Raw genomic sequence first — 20357 nt, 5'->3', positions numbered from 1 at the left:
GCGCAACCCGCGCTTTTACTTCACCGAGCAGGCCGGGAGGCTGGCGATCTCAACCTCGTTGCCCACACCAATAGTCTCGACGGCGTCGCGGGCTTCGTCTAGTGTCGACACCTTGACTACGGTCAAGCCGTTCGGCACATGGCCGACCACTTCGCTGCAATTGGCTTGGGGAGCGAGAAAGTACTCGGCACCAGCGCTGAGCGCTCCGCGCATCTTCTGCTGAATGCCACCAATCGGCCCCACTTCACCCGCGTAGTTGATGGTTCCGGTGCCGGCAATAGACTCGCCTCCAGTCATCTCCCCCGGTGTCAAGGTGTCGATGATGCCCAGGGCAAAAATCATGCCAGCGCTCGGGCCACCGATGTTTTCCAGCATGATCGTGACGTCAAACGGGAAGTCATATGCCGGGCCCGCGCTCACACCGATCATCCAGATCACTTCACCGTCAGCGTCGCCCTTGACCGGGGTGATCACGACGTCTTGCGTCACTCCGTCGCGCGTGATGTTTACCGTGACATCGGCACCGTTGCCCTTGGCAATCTCTGCACGCATATCGAGCACAGAAGCCATCGGTGTGCCGTTAATGCCGTTGATGACGTCGCCCGCTTCGAGCTTGCCAGCAGACGCACCGTCTTCCTGCACGTCGCCGATTTGCAGCTCGATCGGAACGTCATAACCGAGTTCGATGAGGGCGGCAGCCGTCGCGTCATGCTGCGAGTTCGCCATCATCAGCGAGTCTTGTTCCTGACGCTGTTCGCTTGTCTGGTTCGGTGGGAACACCGAATCGATTGTGACGACGGCTTTGCTTGGGTCAAACCATGCTTGCGCGAGTTGGAACCAGTTGGGCGTGCTTTCCCGGTTGCCAACGATCTGCACGGTCGTGAGGCTCAAGGTTCCGCTGGTCTCAAACGTTTCGACGTCTGCGGGCATCTCGATAAGCGCGACCTCGTTGCCGTCAGTGTCTTGCACTTCACCCAGCGTGTTGACGACGGGGCCAGGCTGACGGATGACGAAACCAGAAGGCAGCAGGCTCGCGAGGAAGAGGCAAATGATTGCGACGGTCAGGGCAACGATGCCCGTCAGCGTGCGCTTGCGGCGGCGCGCAGAACCCAGCTGCTCATCGGCGGCAGCGGTGACAGCAATAGGCTGCCCAGACTCATACGTGGGGATCACGTTTTCTTCCTTCCATTGCCGCTCGTTCGCGGGAGGCGTACACGGATCCGGCGAGCAACCGCCATGCATAACAGCGGTGGGACTAGCGTAGAACGAGACCTGATCAACCTCCTGAAAGGCGGCTGAAGTGGCAGATAACGATTCTCCCGGCCCCGAAGACTTTGAGGAACTCCTGCGCCAGCTTTTTGGCGGCAATATGGGGGCCATCGACCCGGAGCAGATTCAACGTTTGACGGGCGGGTCGGTTGACCCCGCCATGTTGCAGCAGATGATGAGCAACCTTCAGGGCGCCTTTATGGGTGCTGCTGGCGGTGCCGACGATGGCAATGTCATCAACTGGGACGCCGCGCAGCGTCAGGCGTTGCACATCGCGAACCAGAGTGGTCTCGGCATTACGGCCGGCCAGCGCACCGATCTCGACCAGGCGTTTTCACTCGCCAACCTCTGGCTTTCTGACGCCACCACGATTGCCGAGCTGACGCAGCCGGCAAAGACGCTGACCCGTGGCGAATGGGTCGAACACACCATGCCTGTGTGGCAAGAGCTTGCCGAGCCTGTTGCGACCAGCATCACCGGCTCGCTCATGACGGTGCTTGATGAGCAGACCCCCGAAGAGATGAAGGGCATTGTTGCTGGCGCTGGCCGCGTCATGCGTTCGCTCGGCGGGTCGCTCTACGCCAGCCAGCTCGGGCAGGTCATCGGCCGGCTCTCCACCGAAGTGGCCGCTGGTGGCGACGTGGGGTTCCCGCTCCTCCCCGATGGCGAAGCAGCAATCCTCCCCCAAAACTTTGCGGACTTTAGTTCAGGCCTCGAAGTAGCTGACGATCAGCTCGCGCTCTATCTCGGTACCAGAGAGCTCGCGCACGCGCGCCTGTTCCGGCACGCGAAATGGCTACGACTCCACGTCATCTCTCAAATCACGGAGCTTGCTCGCGGCGTTGCCGTCGACACCGAACGTCTGGAAGAAATCGCACGCGACTTCGATCCGTCGCAGGCGGATCAGCTCGGCGAAATCCTGCAGTCTGGCGGACTCTTACGGCCAGACTCCCCCGAGCAGGAGGCCGCACGCTCGCGCCTCGAGAACCTGTTGGCCACGGTCGAGGGCTGGGTCGAGGTGGTCACCACCGACGCGACCTCACGTCTGCCTGAAGCAGTGCGCATTAGCGAAGCCGTGCGTCGACGCCGCGCGGTGGGAAACCCAGCGGAAAAGGCCCTCGGAGCCCTCGTCAAGCTTGAGCTTCGCCCACGGCGTCTGCGTGAAGCCGCAGCGATGTGGCGCGCCGTCACCGACGCGGTCGGCATTGCCGCGCGCGACGCTCTGTGGGACTACCCCGACTTCATGCCCACCGCCGACGACATCGACGATCCTTCGGCGCTGATTGCGCGTCTGCAGGCGCGCCTGCGTGGGGACGAGCCCGTGCGAGACGAAATGGATGACGCACTCGCGAAGCTCCTGGCTGGTGACGACACCACGCTGATCGAAGGCGAAGACGGAACCATCACGCCGCGCGATACGGAGCCGCCTGCTGACGAGAATGGTGCGGAGGAGCCGCCCGAGGGCCCGCGCCCCGTCTGAGGCTGACAACGAGCGGTTGTCCACAGATTGGCTCAGCGACTCCATCGTGACAGCGACCCGAGCCATCATGAGGCATGACTTCAGAACGCCTCACCCTCACCGCACCGCCGTTGTGGCGTGACGACATCACGATGCAGTTCGGTGTGGGCGACAGCGTGCGCATCAAGCATCCCGCGCCATGGCAGGTCGAACTCCTGATGGCACTCGAGCATGGCACCACCCGCTCAGAACTCGGACACCTCAGCGCTCGACTGGGCGTCGCTGCACAAGCGGAAGAGTTTCTGACACACGTTGCACCTGCGATCGTTGTCACCACAGCACCCATCCGGGTGGGCATCGTGTCACAAGGATCGCCAGCCGAAGATGCTGATGCGCAAGACGCACTGCAGGGGTTGCTGTCGCTGCACACCGCAACGTTTGATAGCGCGAATCCGGAGGTGGTGTGGGTCGTCGCCCGCGATGTCGTGGTTCCGCGTTCTTGCCGCGAACTCATGGCAACGGACACCCCGCACCTACCGATCGTGATCATGCGCTCAACGATCATGGTCGGCCCACTCATCACCCCAGGAATCAGCGCATGCACGTCATGCCTGGCCCTTCACGAAACCGCGCGCGATGCGGCGTGGCCGGTGCTCGCCACCCAGCTCATTGCGCGTCGCGTCTCGCCGCTAGGCGCCGCAACGTGGGGTGAAATCGCCCGCACCGCTGCCCGGGTGATGGCGCATCCACCAGCAACCGAGACGGTGAGTTACGAGCTCACCGACTGGAACCCGCCACGCGTGCGGCGTTACCAACCGCACGCAGACTGCGGCTGCCAATCTCCTGCAGGAAACGAGAGGGCGAACGACGCTGTCGTCCTTCGCCACGGGCCCACGATAGCGCCAGCGTCCGCGCAGCTCGCGTAACGGCGACGTATGCCAATCGACGCTCCTCGTCGACGGCGTCGAATCCCTGCGCATAGGCAATAGGGAGAAGGCCCTCTGACCATCCCACGCTGTGCACGTGGTCCCATTCCAGACCCTTCGCGGCGTGCATCGTCGCCAGCGTCACCGTCTGCAGAACAGGCTCATGCTGGTCTTTACTGCGCGCAAGCAGCTCCTCAGCAAACGTCGACAGCGTGGTTCCGGGCGGTGCGTCCTCGGCCAACCGGAGCAGGGCTCGGCGAGCCTCCCACGCATCGCGAAGTGCGCCGCCTGCATCGGGTGGGGTCTCCGTCAGACCATCCTCTGCGAGCACCGTGCGAACCGTGGGGAGGAAGCCATGGTTGTTTGGGGCGACAGCGGCACCGCGCAGTTTGAGCACCGCGCTTCGCACTTCTGGCAGGTCGAAGAAACGACGCCCTCCCATGACCGTGCACGCAACACCCTGCGCAGCCAGCGCCTGCAGAAGGGGTGCGGACTGGGCCTGTGCGCGATACAACACTGCAATCGATGACGGCGACACACCCTGCTGAATCTGCTTGCGAATCGCCACGGCCACACCGACCGCCTCGTCATGCTCGGTGTCGTACGCCGTGACCACGGGAAGGGGCGATTCGGTCAATGCCGCTGGCGTCAAAGTCAACGCGCCTTCGCGTCCGCGCATCAGATCGTTCGCGACGGCAAGAATGGCGCCGTCCGAACGGTAGTTACGCTCCAACTTGACGACGGTGGCATCGGGGTACTCCCGACCAAAGTCGAGCAGGTAGCGGTTGTCCGCACCCGCAAACGAGAAGATCGTCTGGCTTGCATCGCCCACGACGCAAATGTCGCGCCGCTCCCCCAGCCAGAGCTTCAGCAGGTGGTGTTGCAACGGGGAGACGTCCTGGTACTCGTCAACGGTGAAGTGTCGATACTGCTCACGAACCGCGGTGGCGACACGTGGTTCCGCCTCAATCATCCCCGCGCATGCCAAGAGCACATCTTCGAAATCCAACTGGCGGCGTTCGTCTTTCAACTTCTCGTATGCGTGCTGCACCCGAGTCATCGCTTCGGTCGACAAGTGCGCGGCGCTCCGACCGGTCGCGGCATATTGGCTGACCGTGAGCATCTGCACCTTGCGCCATTCGATCTCACTCGCAATGTCTCGAAGGGCCGGAGTACTCAATGACATACCGATGCCGTCGGCCGCATGCGCCAACAGCCGAACCTTGTTGTCGATAATGCTTGGCGCGTTTTCGCCGCCAGACACTTGCGGCCAAAAGTAGTTGAGCTGTGACAGCGCGGCGGAGTGGAACGTGCGCGCGGAAACTCCCGGCACTCCCAATTGGCGGAGGCGGCCGCGCATTTCGCCAGCGGCCTTCGAGGTGAAGGTCACGGCCATCATGCGGCCGGGGCTATAAGCGCCTGTGTCAACGCCGTGCGCGATGCGGCGCGTGATCACGCGTGTCTTGCCGGTACCAGCACCCGCCATGACGCACACCGGGCCGCGCAGGGTTCCGGCGGCAAGGCGTTGCTCATCATCAAGGTCGTCAAGAACGCTCACGACTGCGCCCACGACTGCAGCAGGGCGTACGCGATCGACGCTGAGCCTGGCAGGATCACATCGGACTCGCCGGCATACGACGCCAGGATGTCCACCTTCGTGAACCATCGCACTTCAAGAATCTCTTCGCCGTCGGCGTGCGCGGCATCCGCCGCCGTCACATCAGCAAAGAAGCCGAGCATGAGCGAGCGCGGGTAGGGCCATGCCTGCGAACCGAAGTAGCGCACGCCGTGCACGGCGACGCCCGCTTCTTCAGCGACCTCACGGTGAACAGCGGCCTCAAGCGACTCGCCCGCCTCCACGAAACCAGCAAAACAGGAGAACCGATTGCTTGACCACAGCGCATTACTGCCGAGCAGAATGCGGTCGCCGTCCACCACGGCAACGATGATGGCCGGGTCGGTGCGCGGAAAGTGTTGCCGCCCACACGACGTGCATTCCCGCATCCACCCCGCCTGCTTGAGGGTGGTGGCGGAACCACAAAAGGCGCAAAAAGGTGCTTCCACGTACCAGCGTGCGAGGCTGAGCGCCTCAACAAAAACCCCCGCGTCGAAGTCGGAAACATCGCCGCCGCGGACGCGCAGACTCTCCCATTCGCCGCCGATATCGTCGACGGTGGTTCCCTCCGCCGGCACACACACCAGGTAGTTCAGACCGTTCGCTGTTCCCAAGAAACCCCACGTTGCTTCACCGTCGACGGCGAACGGCGATCGCGCGGCCAATGTTCCTGCGGTGGAGAACAACGTCTCATCGCCGCGGATCACGATGACGCGCGTCGCCGGGTCCTCTCGGAGCGCCTCGATCAGATCATCCTGCATACGACGCTCGGCAGCACGATCAAGAACGGATCGCGCGAGCGGCGGCAAGAACTTTTCGGTACGCATCGACTACCTTTCTCGCCGGAGTGGCGCGTGCTGACATACGGCTGGCCGCATACCCTGGGGACATGGCTCGCTCACCTCTCACTCTAGCCGCGTCCGTCAGCGCCGCCCTTCCGGGTGCTGAGGCCACGAGGGTGCAGCTGCTGACGACTCATTCCGGCGGCCGCAATGATTCGGCGGTCGTGACGTTATCCGATGGTCGCGCGGTTGTTGTTCGTATTCCTGCCGATGAAGCGACGGCCAGCGAGCTCGCCACCGAAGCACTCGCCCTCCGCGCACTGACTGACGGCGCACGCGCCCTCGCAGACTTCACGATTCCGGAATTTCTTGGTTCCGCCGCTACCCCTCCCTCGCGTGCCTTCGTGACCACTTTCGTTGCCGGCTACCAGGTCGACACTGCGCACATTCCTTCCGGGCCCGGTGTCGCGCACTCGCTCGGTGCCACGCTCGCGCAGGTGCACGCGCTTCCGACGTCAATCGTGCGAAATGCTGGCCTCCCGGCTCGCACCGCACAAGAAGTTCGCGCAGCGCTCGAAAAGGTTGTCGAAGAGGCGTCTGCGACCGGTCGCGTTCCGGTGCGACTCATGGTGCGGTGGCGCGACGCGATCAAGGACGATGCGCTGTGGCAGTTCCAGCCCACGATCACTCTGGGCGGTGCGGATGCCCTTGCGTTCGTCTACCGCGACGTTGATGATGTGCCCACCGTGTCGGGCGTCATCGACTGGCACGGCCTGAGCATCGGCGATCCGGCGGTTGACCTCCAGTTTTTGCAAACGGCACCGGAAGCCGCCGACTCTGTGCTCGATGCCTATCGTGCCCGAGCGGCGCGTGCTGGTGACGAGTATCTTCGTGCCAGGGCACGTCTGCACGCCGAGCTCGAGTTTGCCCGATGGCTGCTACATGGTCGTGATTCTCACGACGACACGATCATGGACGATGCCGGCGCGATGCTCGACACGCTCGCGGAGAACGTGCGTGAAGAAGACCTCATGCCGCTCGACGACAAGATCGCACTCGACGATGCGCTCGCTGCGATGTCGAACCTGCCTGAGCGCACGCCCGTGGGCGACACGTCCATGCACACCGACACGTATGACCCGGAAGAACTCGCGTTCTCGGGAGTCTCGCTGTCAGAACTGGACACCAGCGTTGATCCTGCCCGCGAGTCTCGGCTGCGCGCGGCTGCTCCTGACACGCAGGCGTTGAGCCGCGAAGAACTGATGGCAGCCGACGCTGACATGCGTGCGCCCCACGCGCCAGACAACACAACGGGTGCAATTGCGGCGACGCCCGCGGAAGATCTGCCGTTTGGTTTGGAACCCATTAGCGAAGACGACGACGCGAACGCGACGCAGCCGCTCTCCCCCGAAGCCCTCGCGGTCATCACGAATGATCAGGAAGAGGCGGCACGCGCCGCCCGTGCTGCCATCGACCGCTGGAAGACCGGCCCGCTCTAACCTGCGGCGACTGGTTCTGCCACGGCGTCCGCAGTCGCGCGTTGGTCGAGAGCGGCGAGCCACCGCTTCTTGAGGTCGGCCTCGCTTGTCGGATGATCTTCGCGCAGAATGAGGTTGTCGCCGACGTAGAACAGCGCAGCGTCAATGTCGTCAAGCGGCACACCGTGGGCCTTGTGATAGGCAAGGCGATACTGCGCGAGTTGCAGCATGCGTTCGTCGCGTTCTTTCTTTGTGACGGGTGGCTTGCCTGTCTTCCAGTCCACAATTTCAATGCGACCGCCACGGTCATCACGGCGATAGACGGCGTCGAGCTTGCAGATGATGATGTGGGATTGCGCGCCTTCTCCTGGCTCGAAAAGGTAGTTGACCTCGGTCTCAACGGCAATGGGTTGCAGGTCAGCCCATTCGCTTGCCAGGAAGATGGCGCGCAACTCATTGAGGCGCTCCTCATCTTCCCGAGCCACGGTCGTCATTTCGGTCTCGTCGTCTCGTTCCCATGCGCCATCGTCCAGCGATGTGGCCGTCGCAACCAGACCCGAGCGCTGCTCAACCCACTGGTGAAACAGCGTGCCGATTCGCGTCTGCCGGTACGGGCGCTCGGGCATCGGCCGCAAGACGTCGGCCGTCGTCGCATCAAACGCGGTCACGTAGTCCTTGAACCGTGACGCGGGGATGCGTGTCGGCGGTGTGACGTTGACAGTGCGCGAGCGCGCCTCACGCTCAGCCAGCAGGAGCGCAATCACACCATCTTTCTCCGCTGGGGGTGCGTCGCGCACCACGGCGGCGGCTTCCTCGACCCGCGGGCGGCGGCTACCGAGTGGGTCAAGCGGCCACTGCAGCGTGCGCCCTTCTGCTCCGGCCGGGTTCTCCCCCTCGGGCTCGTTTGGCGGCATGTCGCCCTCTCGCCCCAGCGCCGTCAACATTTCGGCCAGATAGCGGCTCGGCTTGCGCGGCCGCGATTGCCCTCCCCAGAAGGATCCGGAGAGCATGAGCGAACTACGTGCACGGGTCACCGCGACATACGCCAGACGGCGCTCCTCCTTCTCCTGATGATCCCGCTCCGCCTCTTTAAAAGCCTTCACAGCATCGTTGATGACCTTGGTGGTGGTCGTTTCGTCAACTCGCAGGTCGAGTTGCGGCAGGGCAGCGCGGTCGCCCCGGAACACGTACGGCAGGGTTCCGAATGCGAGCCAGCCCATGGTTCCGCCGGTCTTGGGCAGTTCGTCCGCGACGAGACGTACCACCGCAACAGCGTCCCACTCCAGGCCTTTGGAACCGTGAATCGTGAGCAATTGCACGACCCCGGGCTCGGGTGGTTCGGTGCGCGGCATGAGTTCATCGGTTTCTTCTGCGTGATCAAGCCACGCCAGGAGCGAAGAAATCGTGCCGCGGTCATCTGCTGCCAGGAAGCTGCGCACCTCATCGACAAACGCCCGCAACTGGGTCAGTGCGATGCGAGCAGGGCCGCGTGATTCGTTGGCCGCGAGTTCCACATCGAGGCGGAGTTCAAGCTCAATCTGACGAATGACCTCAGGAATCGACGTCCCCGCACCGCGGCGTAGGCGCTCGAACATCGCGCCGGCCTCCTTGAGGCGTGCGCGCCCTTCGACCGTGAAGTCACGCAGCAGCCCATGGTCGGCATTCACGGCGCGGATGAACTCAAGAGCGTCAACGATGGAGAGCTGTTCGTCGGCACCGGCAGAGCCCCGCAACTTCGCAATCATGTCGTCAGAGAGCTTGCCGAGCGACTCATCACGCTGCGACAGCGTCGAGGCCAGGGAATGCAGTGCCGCCATGTCGGCAACACCAACGGCGAAGCGCGGGCCAACCAGAAGGCGAATGAGGGCTGAGCCCTGCGTGGGGTCAGATATGACGCGCAGCGCACACACCACGTCAAGCACTTCGGGTGTGGAAAGCAACCCGCCGAGACCGAGGATGCGGTGTGGCACGCCATGGCGGCTGAGCGCCTCCGCAAACGTCTGCATGTGTTTTTTCGCCCGGAACAGGATGGCGCCGGTTTGTTCGGTGCCTGTAGCTGCGCGGTGTGCGGCACGGGAGTCGCGGAACCACGCGGCCACGGCATCGGCTTCGTCGTCGATGCTCTCTTCAAAACAGCACTCGATGGTTCCGTCTTTCGCCCCTGGCCTGGCATCGAGTTCGCCAACAGTGATGGTGCTCTGCTGACGCAACGGGTCAAGCAGCGCGTTAGCAGCACGCAGAATCGACGTGTCGTTGCGCCACGAGATCATGAGCGAGTAGTTGCTCGCTTCGCTCTCTCGCGCGAAGGCGGCAGCGAAGGCGTCGAGGTTATCTGCGCTGGCGCCGCGCCACCCATAGATCGATTGGAACGGGTCGCCGACTGCCATCACGGGGTGATCGTGGAAAATCGCGCTCAGGAGCTGAGTCTGGATGACGGATGTGTCTTGGTATTCATCGAGAAGGACGACGCGAAACTGCTCTCGCAGGTTCTCTGCAACGACGGGTGTGGCTTCGATGATCTCGAGCGCACCGGCGACCTGATCGGCGAAGTCGAGGACGCCGCGGGCATCTTTCGCTGCGGCATATTCCTGTGCCAGCCGCGCCAGCAGCGGCATCGCTGACAGCGCTTCAATTCCCTTCGCTGGGTCGGACGTTTTCGCCGTGATGATGGGACGAAGTGCTTCGGCTGTCGCCTCGGAGTACTTGGCCACCGCGGTGAGGTCAGCGCGGTGGTCGAGCGCATCTCCTGCAAGCTTCTGCACCGTATTTACGATGGTGCTGAATGCGCGATCGGCCTCGGCGAGACGGGCGTCGCTCGAGCGCACCACGACGCTACGAGCAAGCAGCCACGATCCGGCCGTCGACAACAGCGCTGCCTCACTATCGCGGCCGATACGTGCGGCGTTTTCTCGCACGATGGAGTCGGCAAACGAGTTGTAGGTAGCAACGCGTGGGCGCAACAGCATGTCATCGGAGATATCAGAATTCGCCGGGCCGTAGCCGGTCTGGTATCGGTCGGCGAGGCTGTCGAGAGCGCGCGTAAAATCTCGCTGCTCAACGTGATCGAGAAAGCGTAGTTCGACGATTTCGGGGAGGTGCGCGAGCAGGCCACGACGTTTGAACTCATCGATACGTGCCAGGCGTGCCATGATGCGCTCGGCCAGCTCACCCGCTGCCTTGCGCGTGAACGTAAGGCCGAGGATTTCGTCGCGCTGCACGTGACCATTGGCGACGAGCCACACCACGCGTGCCGACATCGTTTCGGTCTTGCCGCTACCAGCACCCGCGACGACGAGGGCGGGTGTCGGGGGCGCCTCAATGACTCGTTGCTGGTCGGGCGTCGGAATCGGCAATCCCAACGCCTGCGCAATCGTTGCAGCGCTCAGTGACAGCGGCCCTGTCCACGTCGTCGTCATGATGCGCTCACCGCACCAACCGTGTGAATGCGGCACACCGCGAACCTCTCGTCTTGACAGTGCGTGTCGATATTGGCGGTAAACGATTCCGATGCCATCGTCTGTGCGCTCGCCACCACCTGGCTGATGAACGCCGACTGTTGTTCCGGGGTCATCGGAGCCTGATGCGCAATGCGATAGTGGGTGTCTTTCAGGGTCTGCGAAATCACCACAAGACGCGCGCCTGCTCCCTCATCTGGAGCGACATTGTTGACGGCACCTGCGCGGACGGCGAGTTGGTACGCGGCCAGCTGGGGGTCTTCTGTCACCTTGTCGTTGCTGACCCGCTTTTCACTCTTCCCGGTTTTCAGGTCAACAATCACGACTCGATCTTGCCCTTCGCGGTTTGGGTCGATCGGCAGGTCTTCACCGCGGTCGGCCGGGTATCTCTCGACGCGGTCGATTGAGCCGCGGACGACGGCGGCGGGCAACGCGGGGGCTTCGTCGCCGCGCACGAAAACGTCGGCTGGTGTTGTCGCAGAGAACGGAACCACCACCTCAAACTCGGCTTCGGCTTGGACGCGCTCACCGGCGTTCTTACGGAAGTTCTTTTCGTATGCCGCAATGCGCGCGATCAGGGTGGCAGCCCACTTCTTTTCTTTCTCCGCGATCCAGTCAGCTTCGAACTCCAGCTCGGGCCAGCGGCTCTCCACGAATGCTGTTAGCTCCTGGATGTTGCCATCGGCAACCTCCTCCATGGCAGCGTGCAGGATGGTTCCGAGGCCCGTCGAAAAACTGCTGGTGTTACCGCCAAGCGAGCGGATTGCCCAGTCCACCGGACAGTCGTGGAGGTTCTTCATGCGCGATGGTGACACCGAGATGGTGGTGCGTTCTGGGTCGCGCAGCGGCGCGGTCGATGACAGCGGCGCAATGCCGTACCACTGTTGCGGATCAGCGCCGGGGACTCCCTCCTGCGCCAGCAGCGCAAGCTCGGCTGCCGCCCGCTGACGGGTCGTCGCATCGGCGATGCCTGCGTCACTTGTGAGAGTGCGGCGGTGCTCGGCGACGAGACCGCGCAACGTCAGTGGATGCTCGACGAGGTCGTCGTTCGGGCTCGGCTCGGGCAAGAAAGCGAACAGCGCGCTTGGTCCGGTGTCATCGTCGTCAACGGCGGTCACGACGAGGCGTGACCGTGCCCGAGACACGGCCCGAACAAACAGCCGGAGTTCATCGTGCAACGCGACCTTCCTCCGGTCGGTTGCCGCAGTGGGGGTGTGTTTGTCGTCAAGGCGGAACGCTTCGACGGCGCCAGCCAACTGCCACGTATCGAGGAGCGTGCCGCGCAACCGCACGTTTGGCCACACCCCGTCTTGCACACCGGCGATCACCACGGCCTCATATTCTGCGCCGAGCGCGGTTGCCGGGGTCATCACGGTGACGGAACCGGCACGGGCGGGTGAGGCGAGCGAATCTTCCGGCACATCGCTGCCAAGCAGTTCGCGAATGAATGCTTCGGCACCGGCTTCTGGCGCGCGCTCCACGGCACGCTTGGCCGCATCGAAAAGGGCTACCAGAGCGTCGAGCGAGCGGGATGCTTCAGCTGCAGTCGCCCCCGTTGCCGCCGATTGTTCCCGCCAGACCTCGGCAAGAGGACGGCCAAAAATGCGCGCGCGTTCCCATACGAGCCACAGCAGATCGTGGACGGTGTCGCCGCGCAAATATGCCTCCCGCACATGTGCCAGCGTGACAGCCAGCCGCTCGGCGGCGCGCGCCTCGGGGGTATCGATGACGCTCAACTCCAGTGGCGACGCGAGCGAGCGAGCCAACAGCGGTACGGCTCCCATGGTTCCGCCCGCTGCCAACTCTCGATGCCTGAGCCGCGCGCGAAGTCGTCGCAACCCCACCGCATCGAGCCCGCCAAAGGGCGAAAGGAGCGCGAGTGCGAGATCTTCGCCGTCCCAATCGCTCGGTACGGTCATCGCGATTTCGAGCAGGCGAAGAATGTCACGTACGGCGCTTTCACGCCCGAGTGGCCGTTGAATTCCGGCCGCGCGGGTGGGCACTTCGCGTGCCGCGAGCTCGGTTTCGAGAGTCGAGACCTGGCGGGTGTCGTGCGCAATCACGGCCATCTGTTGCCATTCGATGCCGTGCAAGACGTGCCATTCGCGCAGGGTTCTGGCGATGATGTCGGCTTCTGCATACGGGCTGTCGGCGAGGCGGACGATGACGGAACCATCGGGCTGGGGTGCTTCGCCCGGGGGTCTGCGGTGCTCGACTCGTCCGCTGACGCCAATCGCCTGCGTCAAGGATCGCGTGACATGCTGCAGTGCGTCGCTCTGGCGGTGGGCGCCGGTGAGCACGTGCACCGTGACGAGTTCGGCCGCCAGGTCGGCAAACAATTGCGGTGTTGCCCCGCGGAAGGACCCAGAACTGATGTCTGGGTCGCCGAACGCCAAAACGGCGACGCCACGGCCGCGCAGCGCTCTGAGGAGATCGAGCCCGCCACGAGTGAGTTCTTGAGCATCGTCGACCAGGACGACGCGGAGTCGTCCGAGCGCTCCCAGTTCGCCACCCTCAGGCGAGGCATCCCGCACAATCTGAGCGGCCTCGGAAATGAGCTCGGCCGATTCGCGGTGCGCGGAGCGCATGTGTGAGAGAACGGCGCGATAGTCGGCGAGGAATGAAGCGATCGCGCCCCAGCTCTCGTGGGTAGTGCGCTCGGCGATCGCAGCGAGTTCGCTCGCTCCGACATCAAGTTGGGCACACTCGGCAAGAAACGCGCGGAGTTCGGATCGAAAGACTTGGGAACCGCGTGCAGCTGGCGGAAGGGATGGTGGCCAGCGAAATGTGCCCGCCATCTCATCGTCAGCGTCGCTCTCGAGCAGATCGGCAACGAGGCGGTCTTGGTCGGCGCCTGTGAGGAGTTGCGGCGGCGGCGCGGATGCGAATGCGGCGGCGGCGCGCACAATTTGAAAGGCGAGCGAGCCTACCGAGCGTGCCAACGCGCCGGGGGTTGCCACCGTGGTCTGCACGCCGAGCACGTCGCGTACGCGGGTTGCTGTTTGCCTGGAAGGTGTCAGCACGAGCACCTCATCAGCGGCAACCTCGTGAGATTCGAGCAGGCGTCTCGTGCGCTCGACAACGACGCGAGTTTTGCCTGCACCGGGGGCGCCGATTACCACTGCGCTCGCCGAGGTTGGCAACGACAGCACGTCGGTTTGCGAGGAATCCCACACGGGTGCGGAGGTGACAGGGTCGAGCATGATTCCACGGTAGTCGCAGCATCCGACATCCCCCTCTCTGGCGCGCTCCACAACAGTGCCTGCGCTCCCGTCACTCCCCTGGTTCCGCATGTCGTGGCATGGGCCCGTGTGTCGCCACCCAGACGATTCGGTTTATGGGCGGATCGAGGGTCTGCGCGTCCGGCGCGCCAGGCGAGGAGGTTCTGTTCGCACTCGTGTCGCGGTTGCGGTCTGCTGCGTCTCTCCTGCATCTGCGCGTTCGCCCTCAGCGTTCAGCGCCCCTGGGGCGTCGACGCTACCGTTAGGCTGGTCGAGTGGCCCCACGACGGGGCGCGACGAAGGGATTTAACGTGGAGATTCGCGTCGGCATTGCCAACATCGGTCGTGAGCTGAGCTTCGAAACCGAGTCCTCAGCAGACGACATTCGCGCGGCCGTAGCCGACGCGCTCGAGTCGAAGGCGGCGTCGGTGTCGTTCACCGACTCGAAGGGCAGCAGCTACATTGTGCCCACCGCTTCCCTCGCATACGTCGAGATCGGAACCGAAGAGTCCCGACGCATTGGATTCGTCGCGTAACTCAGATTTACAAAGAGGCAGGCACCGCATGGTTGCCTGCCTCTTTCTGTTGCGCGGCGATAAGCGACGAAACGATTCAGCGGCGCGCATCAACAAGCGGAGCGGTTTCTGAAACAAGAGTGCAGACGCTGAGCAGCGGAGCGGCGGAGCAAACACTGAAGCAACGAAGCAAACACTTAAGCAGCGGAGCAAACACTTAAGCAGCGGCGCAGATGCCGTGGAGCAGCCGGAACATTCGTGCCGTTAGGCGGCGATGTCGTAGCGGGCGCGGCCGCCGAGGCGTGGGGTTTGTGTCGGGTCGACGGTGGCGGGTGGGATGATCCACACTTTCGACGTGCGTTTCGTGCCGTCGACGCGGATGTTCCAGCCATTGTCATGAATGCGATGGTGACAGCTCGTGCAGAGCAGGACCCCGTTGCTGAGGTCGGTTGGGCCGGTGTCTCGCTGCCACCATCTAATGTGATGGGCTTTTGTCATTTGGGGTGGGAGTCCGCACATGACGCATCCGCCGTCTCGTTCCACGAGGGCGAGGCGTTGAGCCCGAGTGAAGAGTCGCTTTTCGCGACCCCAGTCGAGAATCTCACCGTCACTGCCGAGGACGGCGGGGATGACACCGCCGCTCGCGGCCATCTGCCTGCAAGTGCTGATGCTGATCGGCTGATCCGTGCCGTCGATCGTCGCGATTCCGGTGCCGGCGGTGAGGTCAGCAAGGCTCACGCGGACAATGACAGTCGCGCCAGTGAGTGGAAGTTCGTTGTTGTCGCATCCGGTGAGGTGCTCGCAGATCGCGGTGAGTGCGTCTGCTTGGAGTTGCGCGACGGTGCGGCGATCGTCACCCGGCATCACCCACCCGTCGGGAGCGTCCCCGGCCGCAGAGGTTGCCCCTGCACCCGACCCTGCACCTACACCCGCACCCGCACCCGAGCCCGAGCCCGAGCCCGCGCTAGTGCCTTCGCCCGTACCTTCGCACGCTTCGCCTTCGCACGTGTCACTGTGACCGGCGTTGGCGTGGGTGTTGGCGTGGGCGTTGGTGTTGCGGGCTTGGAAGGTCGCAGTGACCCAGGCTTGGATCGCGTTCTTGATCGGGGCGCCCGACGCGACGTCGGTGCGGAAGTTGACGAACAAGGAGCCGTCGCGCTCAAACATGGTCAGTGACCGGCTGGCGCGGGCCTCATCTTCGCGGGGTTCGACGCCGTCGGGGTTCAGCCAGGCCTCGGCGCGGGTGACGAGTTTGCGGACGTCATCACACGAGAGCCCCGCCGCACCCTCCACCAGAAGAGCCTCAGCCTCACCGATCTGTTCGATGCTGGCGTTTAGGCGGGCACGGTCAAGCATCCCGACGATCAGTGACCCGGCGGCCGCGGCAATCGTGCCCCGCTGCAGCGCGTCTTGCACTGCCGGATACTTCGGCGGCAACTTCTCACCGAGCAGGTTCGACCGCGGCGCGGTCGCTTTACCCAGTTTTGTGAGTTTTGACGCATCGCCGGTCGTGCCACCGGTGGTTGCCGCGATCAGCGTCGCCGAGTTGCGAAAGCCCTGCTGCTTCGCGAGCCCGTCCGGCCCCAACTCGGGCCGGGATTCATGCTCGATTCCTGCAGCGACTTCTGCGCGGAGTCCGTCGAAGCGTCGTTGCAATGTTCCCATCGCGGCATTCACCGCCAGCAGCTGCGTGCGGGTTAAATCGGTGCCACATTCCGCATCGCACCACGCCGACTCGAGTGCCGCAACGGCTTCGAGAAGAGGGGTGAGGTGTGGATTGGTCATACCCCCATTTTAGAACACATATTCGAAGGATGCAAGCATTTTCTCGAAACTAAATGCGATTTATCTGAGCGAGCATATGAGGCTCGCAGAGCGACTCAGCTTGCAAGCCTGGCGCACATAAGAAGACCCAATCAGGTGCGGCGAGGGATGAAAATTGTGCTCAGCGGTCGTGCGGGGACAACGTTGCTCATCGCGATACCTAACCTGGCACCATTGTCCCACCAGCATCCGGCATTCCACCCGCACGCCCAGCGTTAGAGCCTCGATACAACCCGGGTGTTACGAAGCGAGCCCCATCGCGTCCATGCGCCTCGCGTGTGAGCCCATCAGCGCGGTGAAAACCGGCTCGACGCGCTCCTCATCTTCGGTATCAAGGCGCTCAGAGGCGAGCGCTGCACGCGCGACCAAGAGCGTGTCACCCACCAAACGGCGACCCCACATCGATAGGAGCCACCGCCATTCGTCGTCGCTCGTAATCGTCTGGTGAATGATCTCGGCGATCTGAGCGCGGTCGTTATCCACGCCAAGAATGCGAGCGACGCGGCGACCAGTGTCGCCGTAGCTGGAGGCAAGCGCCAAGTAGAAGTCATCGAGCATGCCTGCCGTAATGTGCACAGAAAGCATGGTCTCGCGTGGACGTTTGCCGATGGTCTTGCGTCGGAACGCGTCAAGTTCTTCCCGGAACGGCAACATCAGCGCGGTGGGCTCTTTGCCCCGCTCCACAATGAGGTCAGTGAGGCCGCGGTGCTTGGTGAGCGCCGCACCCGCCGCCCGCGATAGCGCCTCTTTTTCGTCCAGATCGTCAGTGGCGCGAATGAGGCGGGTGATGGTCTCGAAGTATCCGAGCTGCAGATAGGCGGCTTGCCCGAGGAACCGATCAATATCGGGAGCCAACTCGGCGAAATCGACGCGTACTGCGTCGCCAAAGTCTCCGCGAGACCGCAATGTGAGCTGTCTGCCCTCAGGCCGACGCTGCCAGAACCACTTCACCACGTGTTCAGCCTAGTTGCCCTTGCCAACCAGCACCGATATTCCGCAACCCCTGCAGCTCAGAAGCAGCGCCCCGGCCCTCAGAAGCAATCACAAAACCCCACCCCTGCCGCACGCAAGCACCACCGCTGCATCCACAGAGCACCACCCGCCGACCCACAGGTCTTCCATCTGATCCCGGAACTACAGATCCCCGATCCCCATCCCGGAACCACAGATCTCCCATCCCCTGCCGCTCAGCAGCAGCACCCCGGCCGACAGAAGCAACCACACAAGCCCCATCCCCCATCCCGGAACCACAGATCCCCCACACCCACCGCGCACCCCTGACACGCAGAAACTGGCCGGTCACCGGGGCGAGAGCGCGCCTCCGGTACGATGGAATGGTTCTTGCGTTGGATGAGAACCCCCGCGCCCGGAGCTGAGAGAACGGCGTGGACCACTGAGCGGCAGACTTTCACTGCCAGACAGGCGCACATTACGTGACCACTTTCTCTGACCTGGGTGTTGACCAGGACATCGTTGACGCGCTCGCAGCGCGCGGCATCGTAGATGCATTCCCCATTCAGGAGCAGACCATTCCGCTCTCGATGCCGGGCCAAGACGTTATTGGCCAGGCGAAGACCGGAACCGGTAAGACCTTCGGCTTCGGAATCCCCGTTGTGCAGCGCATTGGCGCAAATCCGGAACCAGGCGTCAAGGCGCTTATCGTGGTTCCGACTCGTGAACTTGCGGTACAGGTTTACGAAGACATGGACCTGCTGACGTCGAACCGCGCAACCAGCGTGGTCGCGATTTACGGCGGCAAGGCTTACGAAGGTCAGATTGACCAGCTCAAGGCGGGCGCACAGATCGTCGTCGGCACGCCTGGTCGCCTCATTGACCTCGCCAACCAGCGTCTGCTGAACCTCAGCGAGGCAACCGAAGTTGTTCTCGATGAGGCAGACAAGATGCTCGACCTTGGCTTCCTCCCCGACATCGAGAAGATCTTCTCGAAGGTTCCGGCCAAACGCCACACGCAGCTGTTCTCGGCCACGATGCCTGGCACCATCGTGACGCTTGCCCGCCGCTTCATGTCGAACCCGATCCACATTCGCGCGACTGATCCTGACGAGGGCCTCACGCAGGCCAACATCAACCACCTTGTCTACCGTGCGCACTCGCTCGACAAGGATGAGGTCATCGCCCGCATCCTGCAGGCCGAAGGTCGCGAAAAGGTTGTCATCTTCACGCGCACCAAGCGTGCAGCGCAGAAGCTCGTCGACGAGCTCGGCGACCGCGGCTTCAACGTCGCCGCTGTGCACGGCGACATGAGCCAGGAGTCGCGCGAGCGTTCCATGGCTGCATTCAAAGCTGGCAAGCGTGACGTGCTGATTGCAACAGACGTTGCCGCCCGCGGAATCGACGTTGACGACGTCACGCACGTCATCAACCACACGATCCCCGACGACGAAAAAACCTACCTGCACCGCGCGGGTCGTACCGGCCGCGCCGGCCGCACGGGTATCGCCGTCACCTTCGTGGACTGGGAAGACCTGCACAAGTGGGCGCTCATTAACCGCGCCCTCGAGTTCGGCCAACCTGAGCCCACCGAGACCTACTCATCGAGCCCGCACCTATTCTCCGACCTGAACATTCCGGCCGGAACCAAGGGTCGTTTGCGCAAGGCGCCGACGACGCAGACGGTTGCGACGCAGAAGCCGAAGCGTGATGGCGATGCACCGCGCCGTCGCCGCAACCGCGGTGGCGACTCCGCAGAAGGCGCGACCGCCGGAACCACGGGCGCTGTTGCAGAAGCGCCTCGCAACGGCGCAGGAACGCACGATGGCAAGGGTGCTGAGCACCACGACGGCAACCCGGCACCGCAGCGTCGTCGCCGCCGTCGTCGCCCCTCAAGCGGCGGCGCACCCCAGGGTGGCGGAGCGGCTTAACCTATCACTTCACCTCCGTGTCAGCTTCGGCTGGCACGGAGGTTTTGTGTTTCCGCGGCGGATAGACAAGCGTCACCAGCACGACCGAGATGATCATCAACAGGAACCAGCTCGACAGTTTCGAGATCGACACCATCTGCCACCCATCGAGTTGGTTGGGATAGAGCCACGCCCCCGCGCCCGTCGCGATGTTCTCGGCAATCCAAATAAACCCGGCGGCACCGACAAAGATCACGATCAGCGGGAGCTTGACGCGGCGGCGCCAGAACCGTGCGTGCATCACCGTCGGCCCCCACAGCGCCACGACGGCGGCGGTCAACCACCAGCGCATGTCGGCGATCCAGTGGTGCGTGAAAAAGTTCGCGTAGATCAGTGTGGCGACGATTGCTGTCAGCCATACGGGCGGATAACGCGTGAAGGTGAGGTCAAAGAGCCGATACACGCGCACCAGATACGAGCCGACGGCCGCGTACATGAAGCCGGAGAACAGCGGAACCGCGGCGATGCGCAGAAACCCCTCAGCTTCGTACTGCCACGATCCCACGTCCGTTTTGAAGAGTTCCATCACGGTTCCGACGACGTGGAAAATCATGATGACCCAGAGCTCGCGTCCGGCCTCCAGCCGCGCGACAAGCATCAGAATCTGAATGCCGATGGCGATCAGAGTGAGCAAATCGTTGCGGGTCAGCGCGAGATCAGCGGGATAGAACGTGCGCACCAGCACAATGGCGATCAGTAACAGCACCCCAAAGAGGCACGCCCAGGCTTGCTTAACGAGAAAGACGCCGAACTCCACGAGGCCGGCGCGAAAGCCGACCGCGGGTGTTGAGGCGAGCCAGCGGCGCGCGGCCGCATCAATGCGTTGTTCAAGTCGCGTGGGCTGAAGCACGCCTCACGGTAGCGCACCTATCCGCAAGGAATCCCGTGACAA

General features: G+C 63.4%; 12 protein-coding genes. 4 read left to right on the top strand and 8 right to left on the bottom strand.

Annotated elements, in window-relative coordinates; all coding sequences use genetic code 11:
- Nucleotides 1-15 precede the first annotated feature (15 nt).
- Nucleotides 16-1173 (bottom strand): PDZ domain-containing protein, encoded by a 1158-nt coding sequence (locus KTJ77_RS04450; protein ID WP_367948828.1) that lies wholly within the window; start codon nt 1171-1173, stop codon nt 16-18.
- 127 nt (nt 1174-1300) lie between these two features.
- On the opposite strand from KTJ77_RS04450, the gene KTJ77_RS04445 reads away from it, so the two are divergent.
- Nucleotides 1301-2749: a zinc-dependent metalloprotease gene (locus tag KTJ77_RS04445; protein WP_367948827.1), complete on the top strand. Its 1449-nt coding sequence runs from the start codon at nt 1301-1303 to the stop codon at nt 2747-2749.
- A 756-nt stretch (nt 2750-3505) separates the two neighbouring features.
- Here KTJ77_RS04445 and KTJ77_RS04440 read toward each other — a convergent pair.
- Together KTJ77_RS04440 and nudC are read right to left on the bottom strand one after the other, a co-directional pair.
- Nucleotides 3506-5212 carry an ATP-dependent helicase gene (locus KTJ77_RS04440; protein ID WP_367948825.1) on the bottom strand — a complete coding sequence of 569 codons (1707 nt, stop codon included), beginning with the start codon at nt 5210-5212 and terminating at the stop codon, nt 3506-3508.
- Nucleotides 5209-6096 (bottom strand): NAD(+) diphosphatase, encoded by an 888-nt coding sequence (nudC, locus tag KTJ77_RS04435; protein ID WP_217337276.1) that lies wholly within the window; start codon nt 6094-6096, stop codon nt 5209-5211. Before nudC ends, KTJ77_RS04440 begins: the two co-directional genes overlap by 4 nt.
- 62 nt (nt 6097-6158) lie before the next feature.
- On the opposite strand from nudC, the gene KTJ77_RS04430 reads away from it, so the two are divergent.
- Nucleotides 6159-7550 (top strand): phosphotransferase, encoded by a 1392-nt coding sequence (locus KTJ77_RS04430; protein WP_217337275.1) that lies wholly within the window; start codon nt 6159-6161, stop codon nt 7548-7550.
- Here KTJ77_RS04430 and KTJ77_RS04425 read toward each other — a convergent pair.
- Both KTJ77_RS04425 and KTJ77_RS04420 read right to left on the bottom strand, forming a co-directional pair.
- A complete protein-coding gene (locus KTJ77_RS04425; RefSeq protein ID WP_217337274.1) occupies nt 7547-10945 on the bottom strand; it encodes an ATP-dependent DNA helicase in 3399 nt (1132 codons plus the stop codon). The genes KTJ77_RS04430 and KTJ77_RS04425 overlap by 4 nt on opposite strands.
- Nucleotides 10942-14187 carry an ATP-dependent DNA helicase gene (locus KTJ77_RS04420; protein WP_217337273.1) on the bottom strand — a complete coding sequence of 1082 codons (3246 nt, stop codon included), beginning with the start codon at nt 14185-14187 and terminating at the stop codon, nt 10942-10944. The genes KTJ77_RS04425 and KTJ77_RS04420 overlap by 4 nt, the downstream gene beginning before the upstream one ends.
- Before the next feature lie 329 nt (nt 14188-14516).
- Between KTJ77_RS04420 and KTJ77_RS04415 the strand changes: the two genes are divergently transcribed.
- A complete protein-coding gene (locus KTJ77_RS04415; protein WP_217338331.1) occupies nt 14517-14741 on the top strand; it encodes a DUF3107 domain-containing protein in 225 nt (74 codons plus the stop codon).
- A gap of 243 nt (nt 14742-14984) precedes the next feature.
- Here the strand turns inward: KTJ77_RS04415 and KTJ77_RS04410 are convergent, their stop codons facing one another.
- Nucleotides 14985-16505 carry an HNH endonuclease signature motif containing protein gene (locus KTJ77_RS04410; RefSeq protein WP_217337272.1) on the bottom strand — a complete coding sequence of 507 codons (1521 nt, stop codon included), beginning with the start codon at nt 16503-16505 and terminating at the stop codon, nt 14985-14987.
- 279 nt (nt 16506-16784) lie between these two features.
- The gene (locus tag KTJ77_RS04405; RefSeq protein WP_217337271.1) at nt 16785-17498 is read right to left on the bottom strand and encodes a ferritin-like fold-containing protein; all 714 of its coding nucleotides are present in this window, start codon (nt 17496-17498) and stop codon (nt 16785-16787) included.
- A gap of 479 nt (nt 17499-17977) precedes the next feature.
- Here KTJ77_RS04405 and KTJ77_RS04400 point away from each other — a divergent pair, with 479 nt between their 5' ends.
- Nucleotides 17978-19426, top strand: coding sequence for a DEAD/DEAH box helicase (locus KTJ77_RS04400; RefSeq protein WP_217337270.1), 1449 nt, complete (start codon nt 17978-17980; stop codon nt 19424-19426).
- A 4-nt stretch (nt 19427-19430) separates the two neighbouring features.
- On the opposite strand, the gene KTJ77_RS04395 is transcribed toward KTJ77_RS04400, so the two are convergent.
- Entirely contained in the window at nt 19431-20315 is an 885-nt protein-coding gene (locus KTJ77_RS04395) for a DUF817 domain-containing protein (RefSeq protein ID WP_217337269.1), read from the bottom strand.
- Nucleotides 20316-20357 lie beyond the last annotated feature (42 nt).

It is taken from the genome of Microbacterium sp. NC79 (assembly GCF_019061125.1).
GTDB lineage: Bacteria > Actinomycetota > Actinomycetes > Actinomycetales > Microbacteriaceae > Microbacterium.
This window is presented reverse-complemented; position numbering and strand designations above follow the sequence as displayed.